The 17,384-nt window shown below is 61.4% G+C and carries 9 protein-coding genes; 5 read left to right on the top strand and 4 right to left on the bottom strand.

The genetic code is table 11. From position 1 onward, the window contains the following. Positions 1–2: 2 nt before the first annotated feature. From ctaD to EO087_RS13625, 3 genes are all read right to left on the bottom strand, one after another. Positions 3–1,628 carry a cytochrome c oxidase subunit I gene (gene ctaD / locus EO087_RS13635; RefSeq protein WP_128899344.1) on the bottom strand — a complete coding sequence of 542 codons (1,626 nt, stop codon included), beginning with the start codon at positions 1,626–1,628 and terminating at the stop codon, positions 3–5. Positions 1,629–1,700: 72 nt separating this feature from the next. Further along, positions 1,701–2,657: a cytochrome c oxidase subunit II gene (coxB, locus tag EO087_RS13630; protein WP_128899343.1), complete on the bottom strand. Its 957-nt coding sequence runs from the start codon at positions 2,655–2,657 to the stop codon at positions 1,701–1,703. A 12-nt stretch (positions 2,658–2,669) separates the two neighbouring features. Further along, positions 2,670–3,161, bottom strand: a complete 492-nt coding sequence (locus tag EO087_RS13625; RefSeq protein ID WP_240669061.1) for a DUF2244 domain-containing protein — start codon at positions 3,159–3,161, stop codon at positions 2,670–2,672. Positions 3,162–3,532: 371 nt separating this feature from the next. Here EO087_RS13625 and putA point away from each other — a divergent pair, with 371 nt between their 5' ends. Further along, a complete protein-coding gene (putA, locus tag EO087_RS13620; RefSeq protein ID WP_128899342.1) occupies positions 3,533–6,751 on the top strand; it encodes a bifunctional proline dehydrogenase/L-glutamate gamma-semialdehyde dehydrogenase PutA in 3,219 nt (1,072 codons plus the stop codon). Between the two features lie 97 nt (positions 6,752–6,848). Here the strand turns inward: putA and EO087_RS13615 are convergent, their stop codons facing one another. Beyond that, the gene (locus tag EO087_RS13615) at positions 6,849–7,754 is read right to left on the bottom strand and encodes an SDR family oxidoreductase (RefSeq protein ID WP_128899341.1); all 906 of its coding nucleotides are present in this window, start codon (positions 7,752–7,754) and stop codon (positions 6,849–6,851) included. A gap of 259 nt (positions 7,755–8,013) precedes the next feature. On the opposite strand from EO087_RS13615, the gene EO087_RS13610 reads away from it, so the two are divergent. From EO087_RS13610 to EO087_RS13595, 4 genes are all read left to right on the top strand, one after another. Next, complete coding sequence (locus EO087_RS13610) at positions 8,014–9,300, top strand: acyltransferase domain-containing protein (RefSeq protein WP_128899340.1); 1,287 nt, start codon at positions 8,014–8,016, stop codon at positions 9,298–9,300. Positions 9,301–9,387: 87 nt separating this feature from the next. Beyond that, the gene (locus EO087_RS13605) at positions 9,388–15,075 is read left to right on the top strand and encodes an SDR family oxidoreductase (RefSeq protein ID WP_128899339.1); all 5,688 of its coding nucleotides are present in this window, start codon (positions 9,388–9,390) and stop codon (positions 15,073–15,075) included. Positions 15,076–15,083: 8 nt separating this feature from the next. Next, positions 15,084–15,671: a 4'-phosphopantetheinyl transferase superfamily protein gene (locus EO087_RS13600; protein ID WP_164931849.1), complete on the top strand. Its 588-nt coding sequence runs from the start codon at positions 15,084–15,086 to the stop codon at positions 15,669–15,671. Between the two features lie 279 nt (positions 15,672–15,950). Beyond that, positions 15,951–17,366: a coniferyl aldehyde dehydrogenase gene (locus EO087_RS13595; protein WP_128899337.1), complete on the top strand. Its 1,416-nt coding sequence runs from the start codon at positions 15,951–15,953 to the stop codon at positions 17,364–17,366. The last annotated feature ends 18 nt before the right edge of the window (positions 17,367–17,384 follow it).

The following is a 17,384-nucleotide window of genomic DNA, read 5'->3' as shown; positions in this document are numbered from 1 at the left end:
GATCAGTCCTCGACATGGCCATGCGCGAGTTCTTCATCATGAATCACTGGTGCAACCGAGAAAGAGTGGTGCGGCGGCGGCGACGACAACGTCCACTCCAGTCCCTTGGCACCTTCCCACACCCGATCGGTGGCTTTCTTCTTGGAGAACCACACGCAGTGGATCACCACCCCCAGGAAGATCAACTGCGAGGCGCCGAACAGAAAGCCGCCGATTGAACTGATCATGTTGAAGTTGGCAAAAGCCACGTTGTAATCCGGGATGCGACGCGGCATGCCGGCCAGCCCCAGGAAATGCTGCGGGAAGAACAACACGTTCACCCACACCACCGAATTCCAGAAGTGCACCTTGCCCCAAAACTCGTTGTACATGTGACCGGTCCACTTGGGGATCCAATAATACGTAGCGGCCATGATCGCGAAGATGGCACCGGTCACCAACACGTAATGGAAGTGCGCCACCACGAAATAGGTGTCGTGATATTGGAAATCAGCCGGCACCAGCGCCAGCATCAGGCCGGAGAAGCCGCCGATGGTGAACAAAATGACGAAGGCGATGGCAAACAGCATCGGCGTTTCGAAGGTCATCGAACCACCCCACATGGTGGCGACCCAGTTGAACACCTTCACGCCGGTCGGCACCGCGATCAGCATCGTCGCGTACATAAAGAAAATTTCCGCACCCAGCGGCAAACCCACCGCGAACATGTGGTGCGCCCACACGATGAACGACAGGAAGGCGATCGACGCAATCGCGAACACCATCGCCCTGTAGCCGAAGATCGGCTTGCGCGAGAAGGTGGGAATGATCTCCGAAATGATCCCAAATGCGGGCAGGATCATGATGTACACCTCAGGGTGACCGAAGAACCAGAACACGTGCTGGAACAGGATCGGATCACCGCCCCCAGCGGCATCGAAGAAGTGCGTATTGAAATACTTGTCGGTGAGCAACATGGTCACCGCGCCAGCCAGCACTGGCATCACCGCGATCAGCAGGAAGGCGGTGATCAACCAGCTCCACACGAACACCGGCATCTTCAATAGATCCATGCCCGGCGCGCGCATGTTGAGAATGGTGGCGATGATGTTGATCGCGCCCATGATCGAGCTGACACCCATCAAGTGCACTGCAAACACCAGATAAGCCAGCGACGCGCTCTGCAGTGATAGCGGCGGATACATGGTCCACCCACCGGCCGGGGCACCACCTGGCAGGAACAAGGTAGACAGCAACAAGGCGAACGCGAACGGAAGAATCCAGAACGACAGATTGTTCATGCGCGGTAACGCCATGTCCGGCGCACCGACCATCAACGGAATCATCCAGTTGCCCAGGCCCACGAAGGCCGGCATCACCGCACCGAAGATCATCACCAGCGCATGCATGGTGGTCATCTCGTTAAAGAAGTACGGCTGCACCAGTTGCATACCCGGCTGGAACAGTTCCGCGCGGATGATCATTGCGAAGCTGCCACCGATGAAAAACATCAGCAGGGAGAAAACCAGGTACAGCGTACCGATGTCCTTGTGGTTGGTGGACATCACCCAGCGCTGAACGAAGTTCAGGTGCTCGTGGTGTTCGTCGTGATGCTCATCGTGGTGTTCGTGGGCGGCTGCTTGGGCCATAACCTTGAACCTCTACCTTTGAATACGTCGACATAAAACTGCTTCGGGTGAACTGCGCAAGCAGCCGAATGATCAGCCCTGTGGGGCGTGTGCCGGTGCCACCTGCGCCGTAGCCTGCGCAGGCGTCGCCACCGTGGAGGACGGAGCCGGGGCCGCGGCGGGCTTCTGCTGTTCGGCCAGCCACTTGGCAAAGTCTTCCTGCGACACCGCCTTCACCACGATCGGCATGAAACCATGATCCTGGCCGCACAGTTCCGCGCACTGGCCCCGATAGATGCCTGGCGTGTTGATATTGGTCCACGCGGCATTCACTACGCCCGGAATCGCGTCCATCTTCCAACCCAGCGCCGGCACGAACCAGGAGTGGATCACGTCGTCGGCGGTGATCACGAAACGGATCTTGGTGTGGATCGGCACCACCAGCGGATGGTCCACGTTCAACAGATAGGTTTGCTCGCCATCAGCCTTGACGGCCCACGGATCCAGGCCGGAATTGAGTTGGCGGGTAGCATTGCTCTGATCATCCAGCTTCGACATGAAATCGACGTGGCTGAGTGCCTTGCCCTGGTAGTCAACGTAGTCGTAACGCCACTTCCACTGATAACCAGTGACCTTCACCGTCATCTGCGCGCCCGTGGTGTCGGAGAACTCACGCAGGCCATTGGTGGCCAGCCAGGCCAGCGTAATCAGGATAAGAACGGGAATGACGGTCCAGATGATCTCGACCATCGTGTTGTGCGACCACTTCCCCGCCACTGCGCCGCGCGATTTGCGAAAACGGAACATGGCGATGAACATGGCGCCGAACACCAGAATGCCGATCACCACGCACACACCCAGCGCCACGTTGTTGAGCACGTAGGGCACGTGAGAATACGTCGTCACGCCAGGCGTGAGATTCAACTGCCCCGGCTGCGGATTCGCCTGGACGGTGCCACCGAACAAACCAAGGGCTGCCCACCCCCATGCCACAACTGTCTGCTTTGCCTTGAACCTAATACCGTGCTTCCCGATACCGCCAGCTCTCATGTTTGCACCTTTTCAGATCATCCTCCCGCGCGGCTGGGATTGGACATCGGCCAGCAGCACCCTGAGTTTCCGGAACAGCTCGGCGCGTTCTTCCTCCGCGAGGAAAGCTCCAACTTCCAGCCTGCATCCATGCGACGACAACAACAATCGGTAACGCCCTTCCCCAGACTCCAGCAGCACGCGCACCCAATAGGGTTGGAAGCGCGTGCAACGGCGCCCCGGCAGAATTTGCACCTCCAGCGACTCAGCGTCGAGGGTGATGCGTTCGCTGCGGTCGCCTGCCCGCCAGGCCACGCTCAACGCGATAGCCACGGCGGAAGCCTCGATCAGGGCGAACAACGGGGCAAACACATTACCCTGCCACGCTCCCAGACCTGCCGTCATCAACGCCAGGGTAGCCAGCACCAGGATCAAACGACTCAGACCGCGCCGACTGAGCACGCGATTGGGCCTTAGCCACAACACGTACGGCAGGCCGCCGACGGCTGGTCGAAGCACGATCATGAAAAGTCCGGCGTGCCTGGAACGGTCCGATCATAGGCCGCGAGGCAGGAGGGGGCAAGGATGAGTGCAGCGTGCGCAGCGCATCGCCAGAGGCTTCGCTTGCGCACAAAAATATGAGCATTTGCACGGATATACGCGTTACACGCCGTTTGCGGTTGTCGTAGATTTGCGAATCGCGGAACGATGTAACCGATTCTGCCGTTGCTACAAATTGTCGCGGGGCGAGGCGTTGCCTTCCTCTGCAGCGTCACTCCTTCAACATCGAGGAGCCAGCCCCCACGCCATACTCATCTTGTACGAATGCGTTCCCTCCCCACCCCACCGTACAATCGCGAATCCCCGACGCCCCACTCCCAACGCACCACGCCAACGTGACCCAACCTATTCTCACACCCGAACTGCCGACCGGCACCGAGCCGGCCCGTGCACGCATTACTGCTGCCTGGCTGCGCGACGAGACCGAAGCCGTCAACGACCTGCTCGCTCAAGCCACCCTGCCGCCGGTCGAACGCGAAAAGGTGATCGACCTGGCCGCCGACCTGGTTACCCGCGTGCGTGCGCGTGCCAAAGACCAGAGCGCGGTGGAATCCTTCATGCGCCAGTACGACCTTTCCAGCGAGGAAGGTGTGCTGCTGATGTGCGTGGCCGAAGCCCTGCTACGCATTCCGGACAGGGCCACCGCAGACAAGCTGATCCGCGACAAGCTGGGCGACGCGAACTGGAAGAAGCACATGGGCCAAAACCAGTCGCTGTTCGTCAACGCCTCCACCTGGGGTTTGATGCTCACCGGCAAGCTGGTGAACCTGGCCGAGGAAACCCGCCACGATTTCACCGGTGCGCTGCGCCGCCTGGTCGGCCGCGCGGGCGAACCAGCGATTCGCCTGGCCGTGCGCCAGGCCATGCGCATCATGGGGCATCAGTTCGTGATGGGGCAGACCATCAACGAAGCGCTCGATCGTTGCGCCAAACCCGAATATGCCGTTTATCGCTATTCCTACGACATGCTGGGCGAGTCGGCACTGACCCGCGAAACCGCCGAGCGCTATCAGCAGGATTACCGCAACGCCATCGCCGCCATCGGCGGGCGCGGGCCATTCGCCAATCACACGGATGCGCCGTCGATCTCTGTGAAACTCTCCGCGCTGCATCCGCGTTATGAAGTCGCCCACCGCACACGCGCACGCCGCGATCTCACCGCCAAACTGCTGGAACTGTCGCAGCTCGCGATGAAACAAGGCATTGCGTTGTCCGTGGATGCGGAGGAAGCCGATCGCCTGGAACTCTCGCTCGACATCATCGGCGACGTTTTCGCGCATCCTTCGTTGCAAGGCTGGAATGGCTTAGGGATCGTGGTGCAGGCTTACTCCAAGCGCACGCCGTTGGTGATCGACTGGCTGATCGAAACCGCCCGTGCCGCTGATCGCCGCTGGTACGTGCGCCTAGTGAAAGGTGCGTACTGGGATGCCGAAATCAAGCGTGCACAGGAGCTTGGCCTGTCCGGCTATCCGCTGTATACGCGCAAGCCGAACACCGACGTCTCTTACATGGCCTGCGCGCATAAGCTGTTCGACGCGGGCAGCGATCTGATCTATCCGCAGTTTGCCACACACAACGCGCACACCATCGCCGCCGCGCATCACATTGCGCGCGGCCGTCCGTTCGAATTCCAACGTCTACACGGCATGGGCACGGATCTCTACGCCGAAGTGATCGGCACACCCCAAACCGATAAAAGCGGGCTCAACGTACCCTGCCGCGTGTATGCGCCGGTTGGCACGCACGAAGACCTGCTGCCGTATCTGGTGCGCCGCCTGCTTGAAAACGGCGCCAACACCAGCTTCGTCAACCGTGTGGTGGATGAAACGCTACCGGTGCGCGACCTGGTGGCCGATCCCTGCGAAACAGTGCGCCGCTTCGCCACTGCCCATCATGGCAGCCATGCACATCCACGTATTCTGCTGCCGATCAATCTCTTCGGTGACCATTTTGCGCTTGCGCAAGATTCCAATTCGGTATCCAGGAAGAACTCCATGGGCGTCAACTTCTCCAACGACAATGAACTGAAGGCCCTCGCCGAGGCGGTTAATGCGAAGTCCGGCTCGTGGAATGCCATGGCCTTGGTGCCGGGCGCCCAGGGCAACGGCCCGACCGTGCAGGTCGCCAATCCAGCCGACCGTCGCGACGTTGTCGGCAGCTATGTCAGCGCTGATGCCGCACTGGTCGACAAAGCGCTGACCAACGGCGTAGCCGCGCAACCGAACTGGGACCGTCTTCCGGCCGCCAGCCGCGCTGCCATTCTTGAGCATGCCGCCGACCAGCTCGAAGCGCGCCGCAGCGAATTCATCGCACTGTGCGTACGCGAAGCCGGCAAGAGCTTGCCCGACGCCATCGCCGAAATCCGCGAAGCGGCCGACTTCCTGCGTTACTACGCTGCGATGGCGCGTCGTCTGTTCGGCCATCCGGAACAGTTGCCTGGCCCGACCGGCGAAAGCAACCAGCTCTTTCTCAACGGTCGCGGCGTATTCGTCTGCATCAGCCCGTGGAACTTCCCGTTGGCGATCTTCCTCGGCCAAGTGTCCGCTGCTCTGGCTGCCGGCAACAGCGTGATCGCCAAGCCCGCCGAGCAAACCAGCCTGATCGGCTATGCCGCGATAAAATTGCTGCACGAAGCGGGCGTACCCACCGACGTACTGCAATACCTACCGGGTGATGGCGCCGTGGTTGGCGCGGCGCTCACCAAAGATCCACGCGTGGCCGGCGTCGCTTTCACCGGCTCCACCGAAACCGCCTGGGCGATCAACCGCGCGCTTGCCGCGCGCAACGCACCGATCGCCGCCCTGATCGCCGAGACCGGCGGCCAGAACGCGATGATCGCCGACTCCTCCGCCCTACCCGAGCAGATCGTCAAGGACGTGATCGCCTCCGCCTTCCAGTCCGCCGGTCAGCGTTGCTCCGCCGCACGCGTGCTGTTCGTGCAGGAAGACATCGCCGACAAGGTGATCGGCATGCTCGCTGGCGCCATGGCCGAACTGAAGGTGGGCGATCCGGGCCAACTCTCCACTGACGTGGGTCCGGTGATCGATGAAGACGCACTGAAAATCCTCAACGACCATGCCGCACGCATGGACAAGGAAACCAAGAAGATCGCCGAAGCCAAGCTCGATCCGGCCACCACTGGCAACGGCACCTTCTTCGCACCGCGCGCGTATGAAATCCCATCGCTCGACATCCTCAAGCGCGAAGTGTTCGGCCCCGTGCTGCACGTGATCCGCTGGAAGGGTGCGGAACTGCCCAAGGTCATCGACGCCATCAACGGCACCGGCTACGGCCTCACCCTCGGTGTGCACAGCCGCATCGACGACACCGTGGAATACATTCGTAGCCACGCCCGCGTCGGCAACTGCTATGTCAACCGTAATCAGATCGGCGCGGTGGTCGGCGTGCAGCCGTTCGGGGGCGAAAGCCTGTCCGGTACCGGCCCGAAAGCCGGCGGTCCGCACTATCTGTTGCGTTTTGCGGGTGAGCGTACGCTCACCATCAACACCACAGCGGCAGGTGGCAACGCCTCGTTGCTGACGATCGGCGAGTGATCTGGTATCCATCACCTTTGATCTGGATAGAGCAATGGAAGAAAGCCTCGCCAGCGATATCGCATTGATCACACACATTGACGCAATCGCAGATTGATTAGCGCAACCCAGCCCCAGAGACCTCTGCCGGCTGCTTTCGGGCTATCCAATCGACTTCCCGTATGCGCATGGTCAACACGTCGCTGTTCTCGATCATACGCGCCTGTTTACGCAAGGAGGCAAAATCATCGCCAACCGCCAGGTAACGTCCACTGAGAAAATCGCACTCGCCTTTCGCCAAGGCCACGATGATCTCCGCACCCCGCTCGGCCGAAACCAAGTGTCCCGTTTCGCCTCTTCGGCGAAACCAGTCGCCGAGATCCGCCCAAACCGTACCAGGCTCCGTCGCCACATGGCTCGCGGTTTCAAGCATGCCAACGCCTTGCACCACACCGGGGTTGAAGGCGAAAACGCATATCCCTTTTTCGCGCGCCTCCTCGGCAACGTTCTCGGTCAGCTTGATGATGGCGGCCTTGGCCACCGAGTAAGCCGACACGGTGGCCCAGCGCGGAGCACCTGCCCGACTGGCAAGGTTGACGATGCGGCCGCCACCGCTGACAACCATGCGTCGCATCGCTTCCTGCATGCACAGAAAACTTCCGCGCACGTGCACTTCCATCGTGCGCCACCACTGTGCATGGTCGATATCCCACGCCTGGCCCACGGCGGGCGTGTCGCCGGCGCAGTTGATCAGCAGATCAACGCGTCCCAAACGCTCATCCACTTGGGCGAACGCGTCGGCAATGGAGGCCTGGTCACCGACATCGGATTCGATAACGACAGCGTTCCCCCCCACCGCATGGATATGTTCCGAGACCGTATCCAGTGCGAAACGATCGCGCGCCAGCAACGCCACGGTCATGCGCTGCGAGGCAAGCTTCTCGGCGTAAATGCGCCCCAGCCCGCGCGACGCACCGGTAACGATCGCCACCTGGCCTTCAAGATGTTGTACACGCATCGACATACGGCACGCTCCGTTTGCCAGCGATACCTGGCGCGATGATCCAGCATTGCATGAGGCAACGTCGCAGCATCAAGGTCACAGCATCAAGCGATGGTCCATGCAGGTTTTGACAAGGGCTGGATGCAACATGGGAACCCGTTCTCACTTTCAAATGTGTCCCTCTTTTTCGTTACGCCAAACACACCCGTCTTTCTCAAAGAGAAAACAGGTCGTCTTTGGATAATCCTTACCCTAGTCGTCATCACGTCAAGGATGTGTCATGCACGCAACGACTACTGCTTTACTCTTTCCAGGCCAGGGCGCGTATGCACCAGGATGTCTGCAAGCCTTCGCGCAACTATCTGCCGTTTCGGACATCCTCACCACCACCGACAACGTGGCAAGACAACACGCGCAAGCGCCCATGTCGCCCTTGCTGCTGGATCCCTATTCACCTCCGATAGCCAGCCTCTTGGCAAACGATGTTATGCGCCTGCAACTTGCGCTTTACGCGCAAGCACTTGCGTTCGGGCATCTGGCCGCCGAGCGTGCGCCGCGCGACACCATCCTGATCGGCCACAGCCTGGGTGAAATTCCCGCCTTGACGCTCGCCAACGCATGGAGCGTCGACGATGGCGCGCAGATCGTCGTCGCACGCACCAAGGCGGCGCAGGCGGACCCATCGACCGCCGGCGGCATGATGGCGATAGCGATCGGCATGGAACGTGCGCTGCACTTGGTGGCTGCCATCGGACATGCCGATCTAGCTGTTGCTGCCGCCAACGCACCGCGCCAGACCGTGCTGTCCGGAACACCACAGGCGTTGGCAAGCGTGAGCGCCGTCGCTACCGCCCTAGGCATCAAGTGCATCACCTTGCCTTCGCCCATCCCCTTCCATAACCCCTTGCTAAAAGCCGCCGCACGGCAATTCCACGAAGCGATCCGCCCCATCACCATCAACACGCCGGAACGCGCGGTCTATTCGCCGATTGACGGAGCTTTCTACGACAAGGCCACCGACATTGCCGGGCGGATCGCCGGGCATTTCTTGCAACCGGTGCGTTTCATGGATGCCATCCGGACCCTGCATGCCTGGGGCGTGGATGACTTTATCGAATGCAGTGCCACCTCCTTGCTGACGAGGCTGGTCAATCAATGTGTTCCGCACGTGCAGGCACGCACTTTCAGCGACGCACCGCACCGCGCGCAAACCATGCCATCCCTCCCCGTGCCACCCGAAATCGTCGCTTTACCTGCCTCGGCATCGAGAGACACGCACGTACGCCAGGAGGAACCGCCAGAACGCAAACCGGCCGATCTGGTTGCCGAACTACGCAACCTTTATGCGGAATGGCTGGGCTATCCGCAGCAGTACCTAACGGATTCGGCCGATCTCGAATCGGACCTCGGCATCGATTCACTCAAGCAAAGCGAGTTGCTCGCGCGTGCGATTGAGCGCTACCACGCCGCGGGCATTTCCGATGGCTTTCGCATCGGCAACTACCCGACCCTGAAGTCGGTCGCCGGCTATATCCAAGATCACCTGAAAAACCCGCAAATTCATTAACGGTCATAGCACACGAAACACTGCGCAAGCTCCAGCCCCAATCGCTCAGCTTGCGCTTGAAGGCGGACCTGCCGCAGGAGCCGACCCATGACTGCTTCGCTACAAGGGCGCGTTGCACTGGTGACCGGCGGTGGCCGGTCCGCAGGCCGCGCGATCGCCATCGAATTGGCAATGCGCGGTGCGCATATCGTCATCAACTACTTTCACGATCGCGAAAGCGCGGAATCGACCTGCAACGAGATGCACCAGAACGGCTGGTCCGTGGAGACTGCGCGCGCGTCCGTGGCCAAGGCTGAGCAGGTAGCCGAGATGTTCGGCCAGATCCGCGAACGCCACGGCCGCCTCGACATCCTGGTCAACAACGCGGCCATCGGCGCCTTCCACGATTTCAGCGAGCTGACCGAACGCGACTGGCGGCGCATTCACGACGTCAATTTCCATGGCGCGCGCCTATGCTGCATGCATGCGCTGCCGATGATGGTGGCGCAACGCAGCGGTGTTATCGTCAATATTTCCTCGCCCGGCGGCGAGCACGTCGTCGGCAAGTATTCGGCGGTCGGCACGTCCAAAGCCGCATTGGAATCCCTTACGCGTTATCTGGCGGTGGAATACGGCCCCTACGGCATCCGAGTCAATGCCGCGTCCTGTGCGCCGATCGATGGTGCCGCGTTTCGCAGCTTCCCTATGGGCGCGCACATGTTGCACGCCATGGAGCACATCACGCCATTGGGACGAACCACCCAACATGACGATCTGGCACGTCTGGTGGCCATGCTGGTCAGCGACGATGCACGCTGGATGACGGGCCAGATCGTCTGCGCGGATGGTGGCCTAGGATCGCTTGCACCCGCGCAGTCGATGGCGTTCGTGCAAATTCCGGACTTTCCGCCGGAGTGCGGCACCGCGCCGCAAGAACCCAACTTGCCGCCACCATCGATAACTGTTGCCGACGTATCGCCAACACCCGCCGAGCCGCTGCAGGCTCAAGCAACGAAGGATCCGGCAGCAGAAAAAACCGAACCGCTCATCGCCATCGTCGGCATGGGTATGGCCGTGCCGGGCGCCAGCTCGCCCGAAGCATTCTGGCAATTACTGCAACAGGACAAGAACGTTTTCACCGAGCCCGGCGAGCGACACGACATCGATGATTTTTGGTCTGCCGACGCCAACGAAGAAGATCGCTATTACGCGAGAAAAGCCGGCTATCTCCGCCATTTCGAACCTCACCCGCGATTGCAGGCCGAATTGAACGCCGACGCACTGACACCCGATGAGCATAGCGTGCGATGGCTGCGGCACTCGGTGCTGCAGGCGCTGGATGGCGTCGCGTCGCGCAATTCGGATCGCTTTCAGTTCGTCGTGGGTGCGGCGCTGGATGGAAACCAGCACCTGGACGAAACCCTGGTCGCGAAAGCTGTCGATCGCTTGCTGCCAGATGAGCAGATTCACGCAGCACTGAAGCGCCATTATCCGCACGCCGTGGATGACCTCAGCAGCGTGCTGCCGCATCGCCTTCCGTCGCTGGCGATCCACGGCATCCTTCCCGCCGACACCGAGATCGTCGTGATCGACACCGCTTGCTCCTCTTCGCTCTATGCGATCGACCTGGGCGCCAAAGCCTTGCGCACGGGCGATGCCGACATCGCGGTCTGCAGTGGCAGCTTTGCGCTCGGCGCACGCTTTCTCACACTTTTTTCCAAACTGCAGGGCATCAGCGCCAGCAATGAAGTGCGCAGTTTCGCCAGCGATGCCAATGGCACGGCCTTTTCCGATGGCGCAGCGGTCGTGGTGCTCAAGCGCTATAAACAAGCGGTCGAAGACGGCGATACGGTGCTTGGCATGCTTGCCGGCATAGGCACCAGTTCCGATGGGCGCGGCAAGGCGATCAACGCGCCCAACACGCAAGGGCAGCAGCTCGCCATCGCGCGCGCCTTCTCCGCGGCGGGCATCGCACCGGCGGATGTCGACTGGATCATCGCCCATGCCACCGGCACGCCGCGCGGCGACCTTTCCGAGTTGGACGCCCTGCGAGCAGTGGCGTCGGACACTGCACATTGGACGGTCACGTCCAACAAGGCCCTGGTCGGCCACACCGGTTGGGCGGCGGGCACGGTATCGGTCATCCATGCACTGCTTGGGTTGCAGCATGACGCGATTCCCGCGCAACCCCGCTTTGGTAGCCCGGAAAACCCGGCATCGACGGCGCCAAGCCTGCGCATTCCGCGCATCGCCGAAGCCTGGCCCCGCCAGCCACGCCGGCCACGCATCGTGGGCATATCCGGTTTTGGATTCGGCGGCACCAATGCTTTTGCGCTGATCCAGGAACCGCCGCTGCCGGGAGAAACGCCTCGGCCACATCGCATGCAGGCCGAGCACGACGATCCGCTGGTACTGATCGATTGGGCGGCCCATTTACCGGGCGATCCATCGCGGGAACGGATACTCGCCTGGCTGCAGAGCGGACGCGATGCGCCATCGGGGATGTTCACCGACTACCCCTTGCCGCCACCGCAGGACGTGCGCATGACCCCGGCGGCCATGCAAGCCGTGGATCGTTCGCAATTGATCATCATGCGCTGTGCCGACATGCTGGCCGCCGGCAGCGGCAACGCGTGGTTGCAGCAGCCGGACAAAGTGGGCGTGTTTCTTGGTCACATGGGCGCTGCGCAGGCGGGCGCACGTTACGCGCTGCGCTGCCACCTGCACACGCTCAAGCACGTGCTTGCACCGGAACAGCACGCGCAGTTGGCCGCGCACGCTCGCGCACGGACCATGCCTTCCAACATGGACACCCTGCCCGGGCTGATGCCCAATGTCACCGCAGCTCGCGTAGCAGCTTTGCTCAACCTGCGCGGCCCCAACATGGCGATCGACGGCGGACGCGATTCGGCGCTATGCGCGCTGGCGGTCGCCGCGCGCTACGTACAGGCGGGAGACATCGACGCCGCGCTGGTGTTCGCACTCAACGCCTATACCGACCCGGAGATGACGAAGACCGTCGCGCCGGATGCAGTGCCCGCCGAAGGCGCGTTCGGCTTCGCGCTGACGCGGCGCTCGATCGCCCGCGCCCACGGCATCGCCGAACTGGCCCAGCTCGAGGTCTTGCATCACGGCATGCCTGACGCCGATGCATCCTTGCAAGACCACGCAGCCGATAGCATTCCACCACACCGCACGATGCTGGGCGCCGACAGCGCACTGCGGTTGTTGCGCGCCATGACGCGCGATACGCCAAAAGTACTTGCATGCCAGGACATGCAACATCGTCTCGCGTTGCGCATCACCCCGGCGAAGACCCACGCGCCCGATCGGGTCAGCGATGCCCAAACGGATATCGTGCAGCGGCATATCCAGGTCATGCAGCTTGCGCCAACGGAAAAGGCTCGTGCGCCGCTGGTCACCCATGCAGCGGAAACGATCACCTTGACCGACAGCGTCGAGATCGCGCACGCGATTATCGCACGCAACGACAGCCTGGTTCTTTTGGCGAGTGCCCGCATGACCGAAGACGACTACGCCGCAGCCATCGGCGAGCACATCATCCGGCACATCCGGGTGATCGTTGCCGGCGGCGCGCTGCCGTTGCCCAAGCGCACCGAAGCCTTGCACGACTGCTGTTTCCTGGCGCTGCAACGGCACCGCGAACCGCTGAACGAACACGGTTCGTTCGGCATCCTGCTGCTTTCGGCGTTTGAACGCGGCACACCCAAACCGCACGTGGGTTTGTTCACCGGTTTTGCAGCAAGCCTGCCGTGGGATTTGCATGGATGCCTGGTTTGCAGCTTGGTCAGCGACATCGAGTCACTGGAACCCGGCCTGCAGGCGCTGAATGAAGAAATGTTGCTAGCGCGGCGCCATCCCGTCACCTATCACATCGCGGGCAAGCGCTTTGAGCTGGCATTTCAGGCCGCCCCCGACAGCAAAGACGGCGAAGCTGGAACACGCCTTGGAACCGCGCCCGTGGTGGTGGCAACCGGTGGCGCCAGAGGCATCACCGCACAGATGCTGCTCACTCTGGCCGCACGTACACCGCTGCGATTGTGGCTGCTAGGCAGTCAGCCGCTGCCCGACGAAGCCGATGTAGCGATGCTTGCTGCGGGGCGGGCGGTACTGCTCGAACAATGGCGCGAGTGTGAACCAAATGTGTCGATTGCCGCATTGAGCCGACGCTTCGATCGCCTGCAAGACGGAGCCCTCAAGCTTCGTAACCTGGCTGCCTTGCGGCGGTACTGCGGCGCGGAGCACGTGCATTACCTGGCGTGCGACACCACCGACGCCGAAGCCGTCGATGACACGATGCGCCAAGTGCTTGGCGCGGAGAGCCACATCGATCTGCTGGTACACGGCGCGGGCGTGCACCGCACGTCGCTCAAGGGAAAGCCGCTGGATGTTTTCAAGACCGTTCGCGACATCAAGATCAAAGGGTATTTGAACCTCAAGCACGCCCTGGCCAACGCACCGCCCGCAATCTGGTGCAACATCGGCTCGGTTTCCGCCTACATCGGCGCGCAAGGCGATCAGGACTACACATCGGCCAACGGTTTTCTTTGCACCGCGGCCGAGCATGCGCACATTGTGCGCGGCAGCGACGAATTCACGCTCTCCTGGCCGCTGTGGAAGGAGGCCGGCTTTGCCGCGCAGCCGGTGTTCCGCGGCCTCATGCAGCGCAGAGAATTGTTTAGCGGCATGTCGACGGAACACGCCACAGCGCATTTCCTGCACGATATCGCCGAGCCCGCACCGCGCGACGCCCATAGCATTTATCTGGGGAAAGCTGAGTTTCGCACGCTCGGCAAACTCGCCGATGCCGCATCCGTTGCAGACGCTTCCCGCAGGTACGGCTTTATCGACGAAAAAACCGAGACTGCAACGCACGGAAGCTGGCACGTCACGATTGGGCTGGATCGGCATGCGTACCTGCTCGATCACCTGGTCGACGGGCGGCCATGCATACCCGGAACCATTCACCTGGAAATTGCTGCGGAAGCCGCCAAGGCGTTGGCACCAGAGCTGACCATCCATGCCTTTCGCGACGTGGTTTTCTCCCATTTCTTGCGTGGCCCTGTCGCGTGGTGGCCTGCCGAGATCACGGTGACCGCCGACCTCGTCAGCGCTACCGCGGGGCTATCCGTCGTGCAGGTGTTTATCGAAAGCCAGACCGTGACCAAGGATGGTTACCACCTCGGCGCGCCCCGACGACATGCAGCCATCACGGTCGAACTTGGCGCCGCGCCGCATTCGTGTAACGCCGTTTGGCCGTCCGATCACTCGCGTGATACCGGCCAATCGCTGCTGGACCCGTATTGCCTGGACGGTGGCCCGATCCTGCTACGCCATGCGTTCCATGCGATCTGCAATCTACGGGAACACCATGACGGCATCCGCGCATCACTCGATCTTTCCGCTGCCGAGAAAGACCCGAGCCTGCGTCAGTTCGTGATTCCCAGCATCGCCATGGACGCCTTGGCACGCACGCGCTTCTTGTCGCTTCACGGTGGGCGCCAAACGGTATCCGTATTCGGTGGCGTGGCACGCATCGACGTTTACACCACGGGTAACGATGCCGACTTGTATCGTGCTTACGGCTCGGCGTTGCATCTGCATTATCACCAGGGAGCGAATTCGCCACGCCTGGTCGCGCTGGCGCCGGATGGCCGGATACTGCTGGAAATCGCCGGCATCATGCCGATTGAGTGGGCCCAATTCGAATGGGACACGGGCCGCTTTCATGCCGTACCGACGCCGCTCGTACGGGCCGATCCTGCCTTGGCATGAAGCTTTGCATGGACGTCGTCGATCTCTACGACTGGCCTAGCGCCGGCTCGGAACCCGCTTATGCGATGGTGCGCGCCATCGCCGGGAAAACACTCGGATTGCCACTGGATCGCGTTCCGCTGATTCGCCCGCCTCGGCGCGCGCCGCGCATCGACCTGCCCGATTGTCCGATTCGTTTCTCGCTATCGCATTGCCAGCAACGCCTGCTGCTTGCCGTGACCTTGTTCCGCGACATCGGCATCGACATCGAACCAAGCCAACGCGCCATCGACATCGATGCACTGGCGAACTGCTTCATGTCGAAACAGGAACGCCGCCAATACGCTGAAGCGCCATCCGCGACACGTCACGTCCAAGGACTGCAATGGTGGACACGCAAAGAGGCGCTGGCAAAAGCCACCGGCCTGGGATTGGACCTGCCGTTGCGACAATTCCCGCTGCCTGCATCCCCCGCACCGATTGACGTGGTCGCAAACGGACCCGATGCGCCCTATCGCATCGCCGACCTGGACATGGGGCCTGATTATCTCGCCAGCGTCGCTTGCCAATCGGACGCATCGTTCACCGTTCGCTGGACGCAAGCGTACGCCTACTAGTTGCAGATTGAGGCGCAGGCCATTCCATGCCGATGTGCATGCGACCGCAGTTAGCTCGCCGTAGTTTCCCTGTTTGACCGCGTATGTGATTGTCGCAGAAGAAAGCCTGCTCCCAGCGGGCATGATCTTGATCGCAGATACATTTCGTCCACCGTAGCTGCGCCATCGAGGTAAGGGCCTCGCACCCAAGACTTCGGTACGCTGTATACGGTCATTACACCTCCGCAGGTATATGGTATTGAACTGAGAACGAAGTTCTGAGCGAGGATGACACTGCCAATGAATCAACCTGATCGCCTTGACCTGCCAAGCGAACTCAAACGTCTGCGTGAAGTGCAGGCGCAGCAACCACTGCCAGACTGGATTACCCGCGCCCGCCGCCTGGGTGCGCTCGATGCGGTGGTCCGCGAGCATCGGCAGGAAATCGCCGATGCGATCCATGCCGACTTCGGCTGTCGCCCGCGCGAAGAAACGGAGATGCTGGAGATCTTTCCCTGCCTATCGGCCATTCGCCACGCGCTACGCCATGGTCGCCGCTGGATGAAACCAAAGCGTGAATGGGCAAGCCTCGCTTTTTTGCTGGCAAGTACGGAGATGCGTCCTCAGCCGCTGGGTGTGGTCGGCATCATCGTGCCCTGGAATTACCCGCTATTTCTGGCTGTGGGACCGCTGGTGGATGCGCTGGTCGCGGGCAATCGCGCCATGGTGAAGATGAGCGAATATACGCCATGTTTCTCGCAGTTTTTCGCGGAGTTGGTGGCGCGACATTTCCAGCCGGACGAAGTGATCGTGGTGAATGGCGATGCATCGGTAGGCCAGACGTTCGCCAGCCTGCCGTTCGATCATCTGTTGTTTACCGGCTCGACGACAGTCGGCCATCATGTCATGCGCGCAGCCTCGACCCATCTCACGCCGGTCACACTGGAACTCGGTGGCAAGTCGCCGGCGATCATTGGCCCCGGCGCACGCTTCGAACATGCGGTGGAACGCATTGTGTTCGGCAAGATGGTCAACGCCGGTCAAACCTGCATCGCGCCCGATTATGTGCTGCTCCCTCGCGCTGACGTACCGCGCTTTATCGCGGCGGCTCGCGATGCGACGGCACGACTGTATCCCGATCTTGCCAACAACAAGCAATACGCCAGCATCGCCACCGATCGCCATTATCAACGCCTGACCCATCTGCGCGATAGCGCGGTGCAGGCTGGTGCGCAAAGCGCAAAACTGGCCGGAGTGGAAGACCGCCCTTTGCAACGCCTGCTCACACCGACACTGCTTACCGACGTGCCCGATGACATGCCGGTGATGCAGGAAGAAATCTTCGGCCCACTGCTGCCACTGGTGCCTTACGACGACCTCGACGACGCTATCGATTACATCGCTCATCGCTCGCGTCCACTCGCGCTCTATCTGTTCGAGCAGGATCAAGCGCAAATCGACCAGGTATTGACACGCACGCATGCCGGCGGCGTCAGCCTCAACGACACGCTTTATCACACTGTTCAGCACAACCTGCCTTTCGGCGGCGTCGGCCCTTCAGGCATGGGCGGCTATCACGGCGAAGCAGGCTTTCGCACGTTCTCACACATGAAACCGGTGTTTCATCAAACCCGCATCAATGCTACCAGGCTGCTCAATCCGCCTTATGGCAAGCGTTTCAGGCAGATGCTGGAGATTTTGCTGCGAAGGGGTTGAGGACGTAAGCAGGGAGCA

This window comes from Dyella sp. M7H15-1 (genome assembly GCF_004114615.1).
GTDB lineage: Bacteria > Pseudomonadota > Gammaproteobacteria > Xanthomonadales > Rhodanobacteraceae > Dyella_B.
The sequence above is the reverse complement of the archived record's forward strand: the minus strand, read 5'-3'. Positions and strand labels throughout refer to the sequence as shown.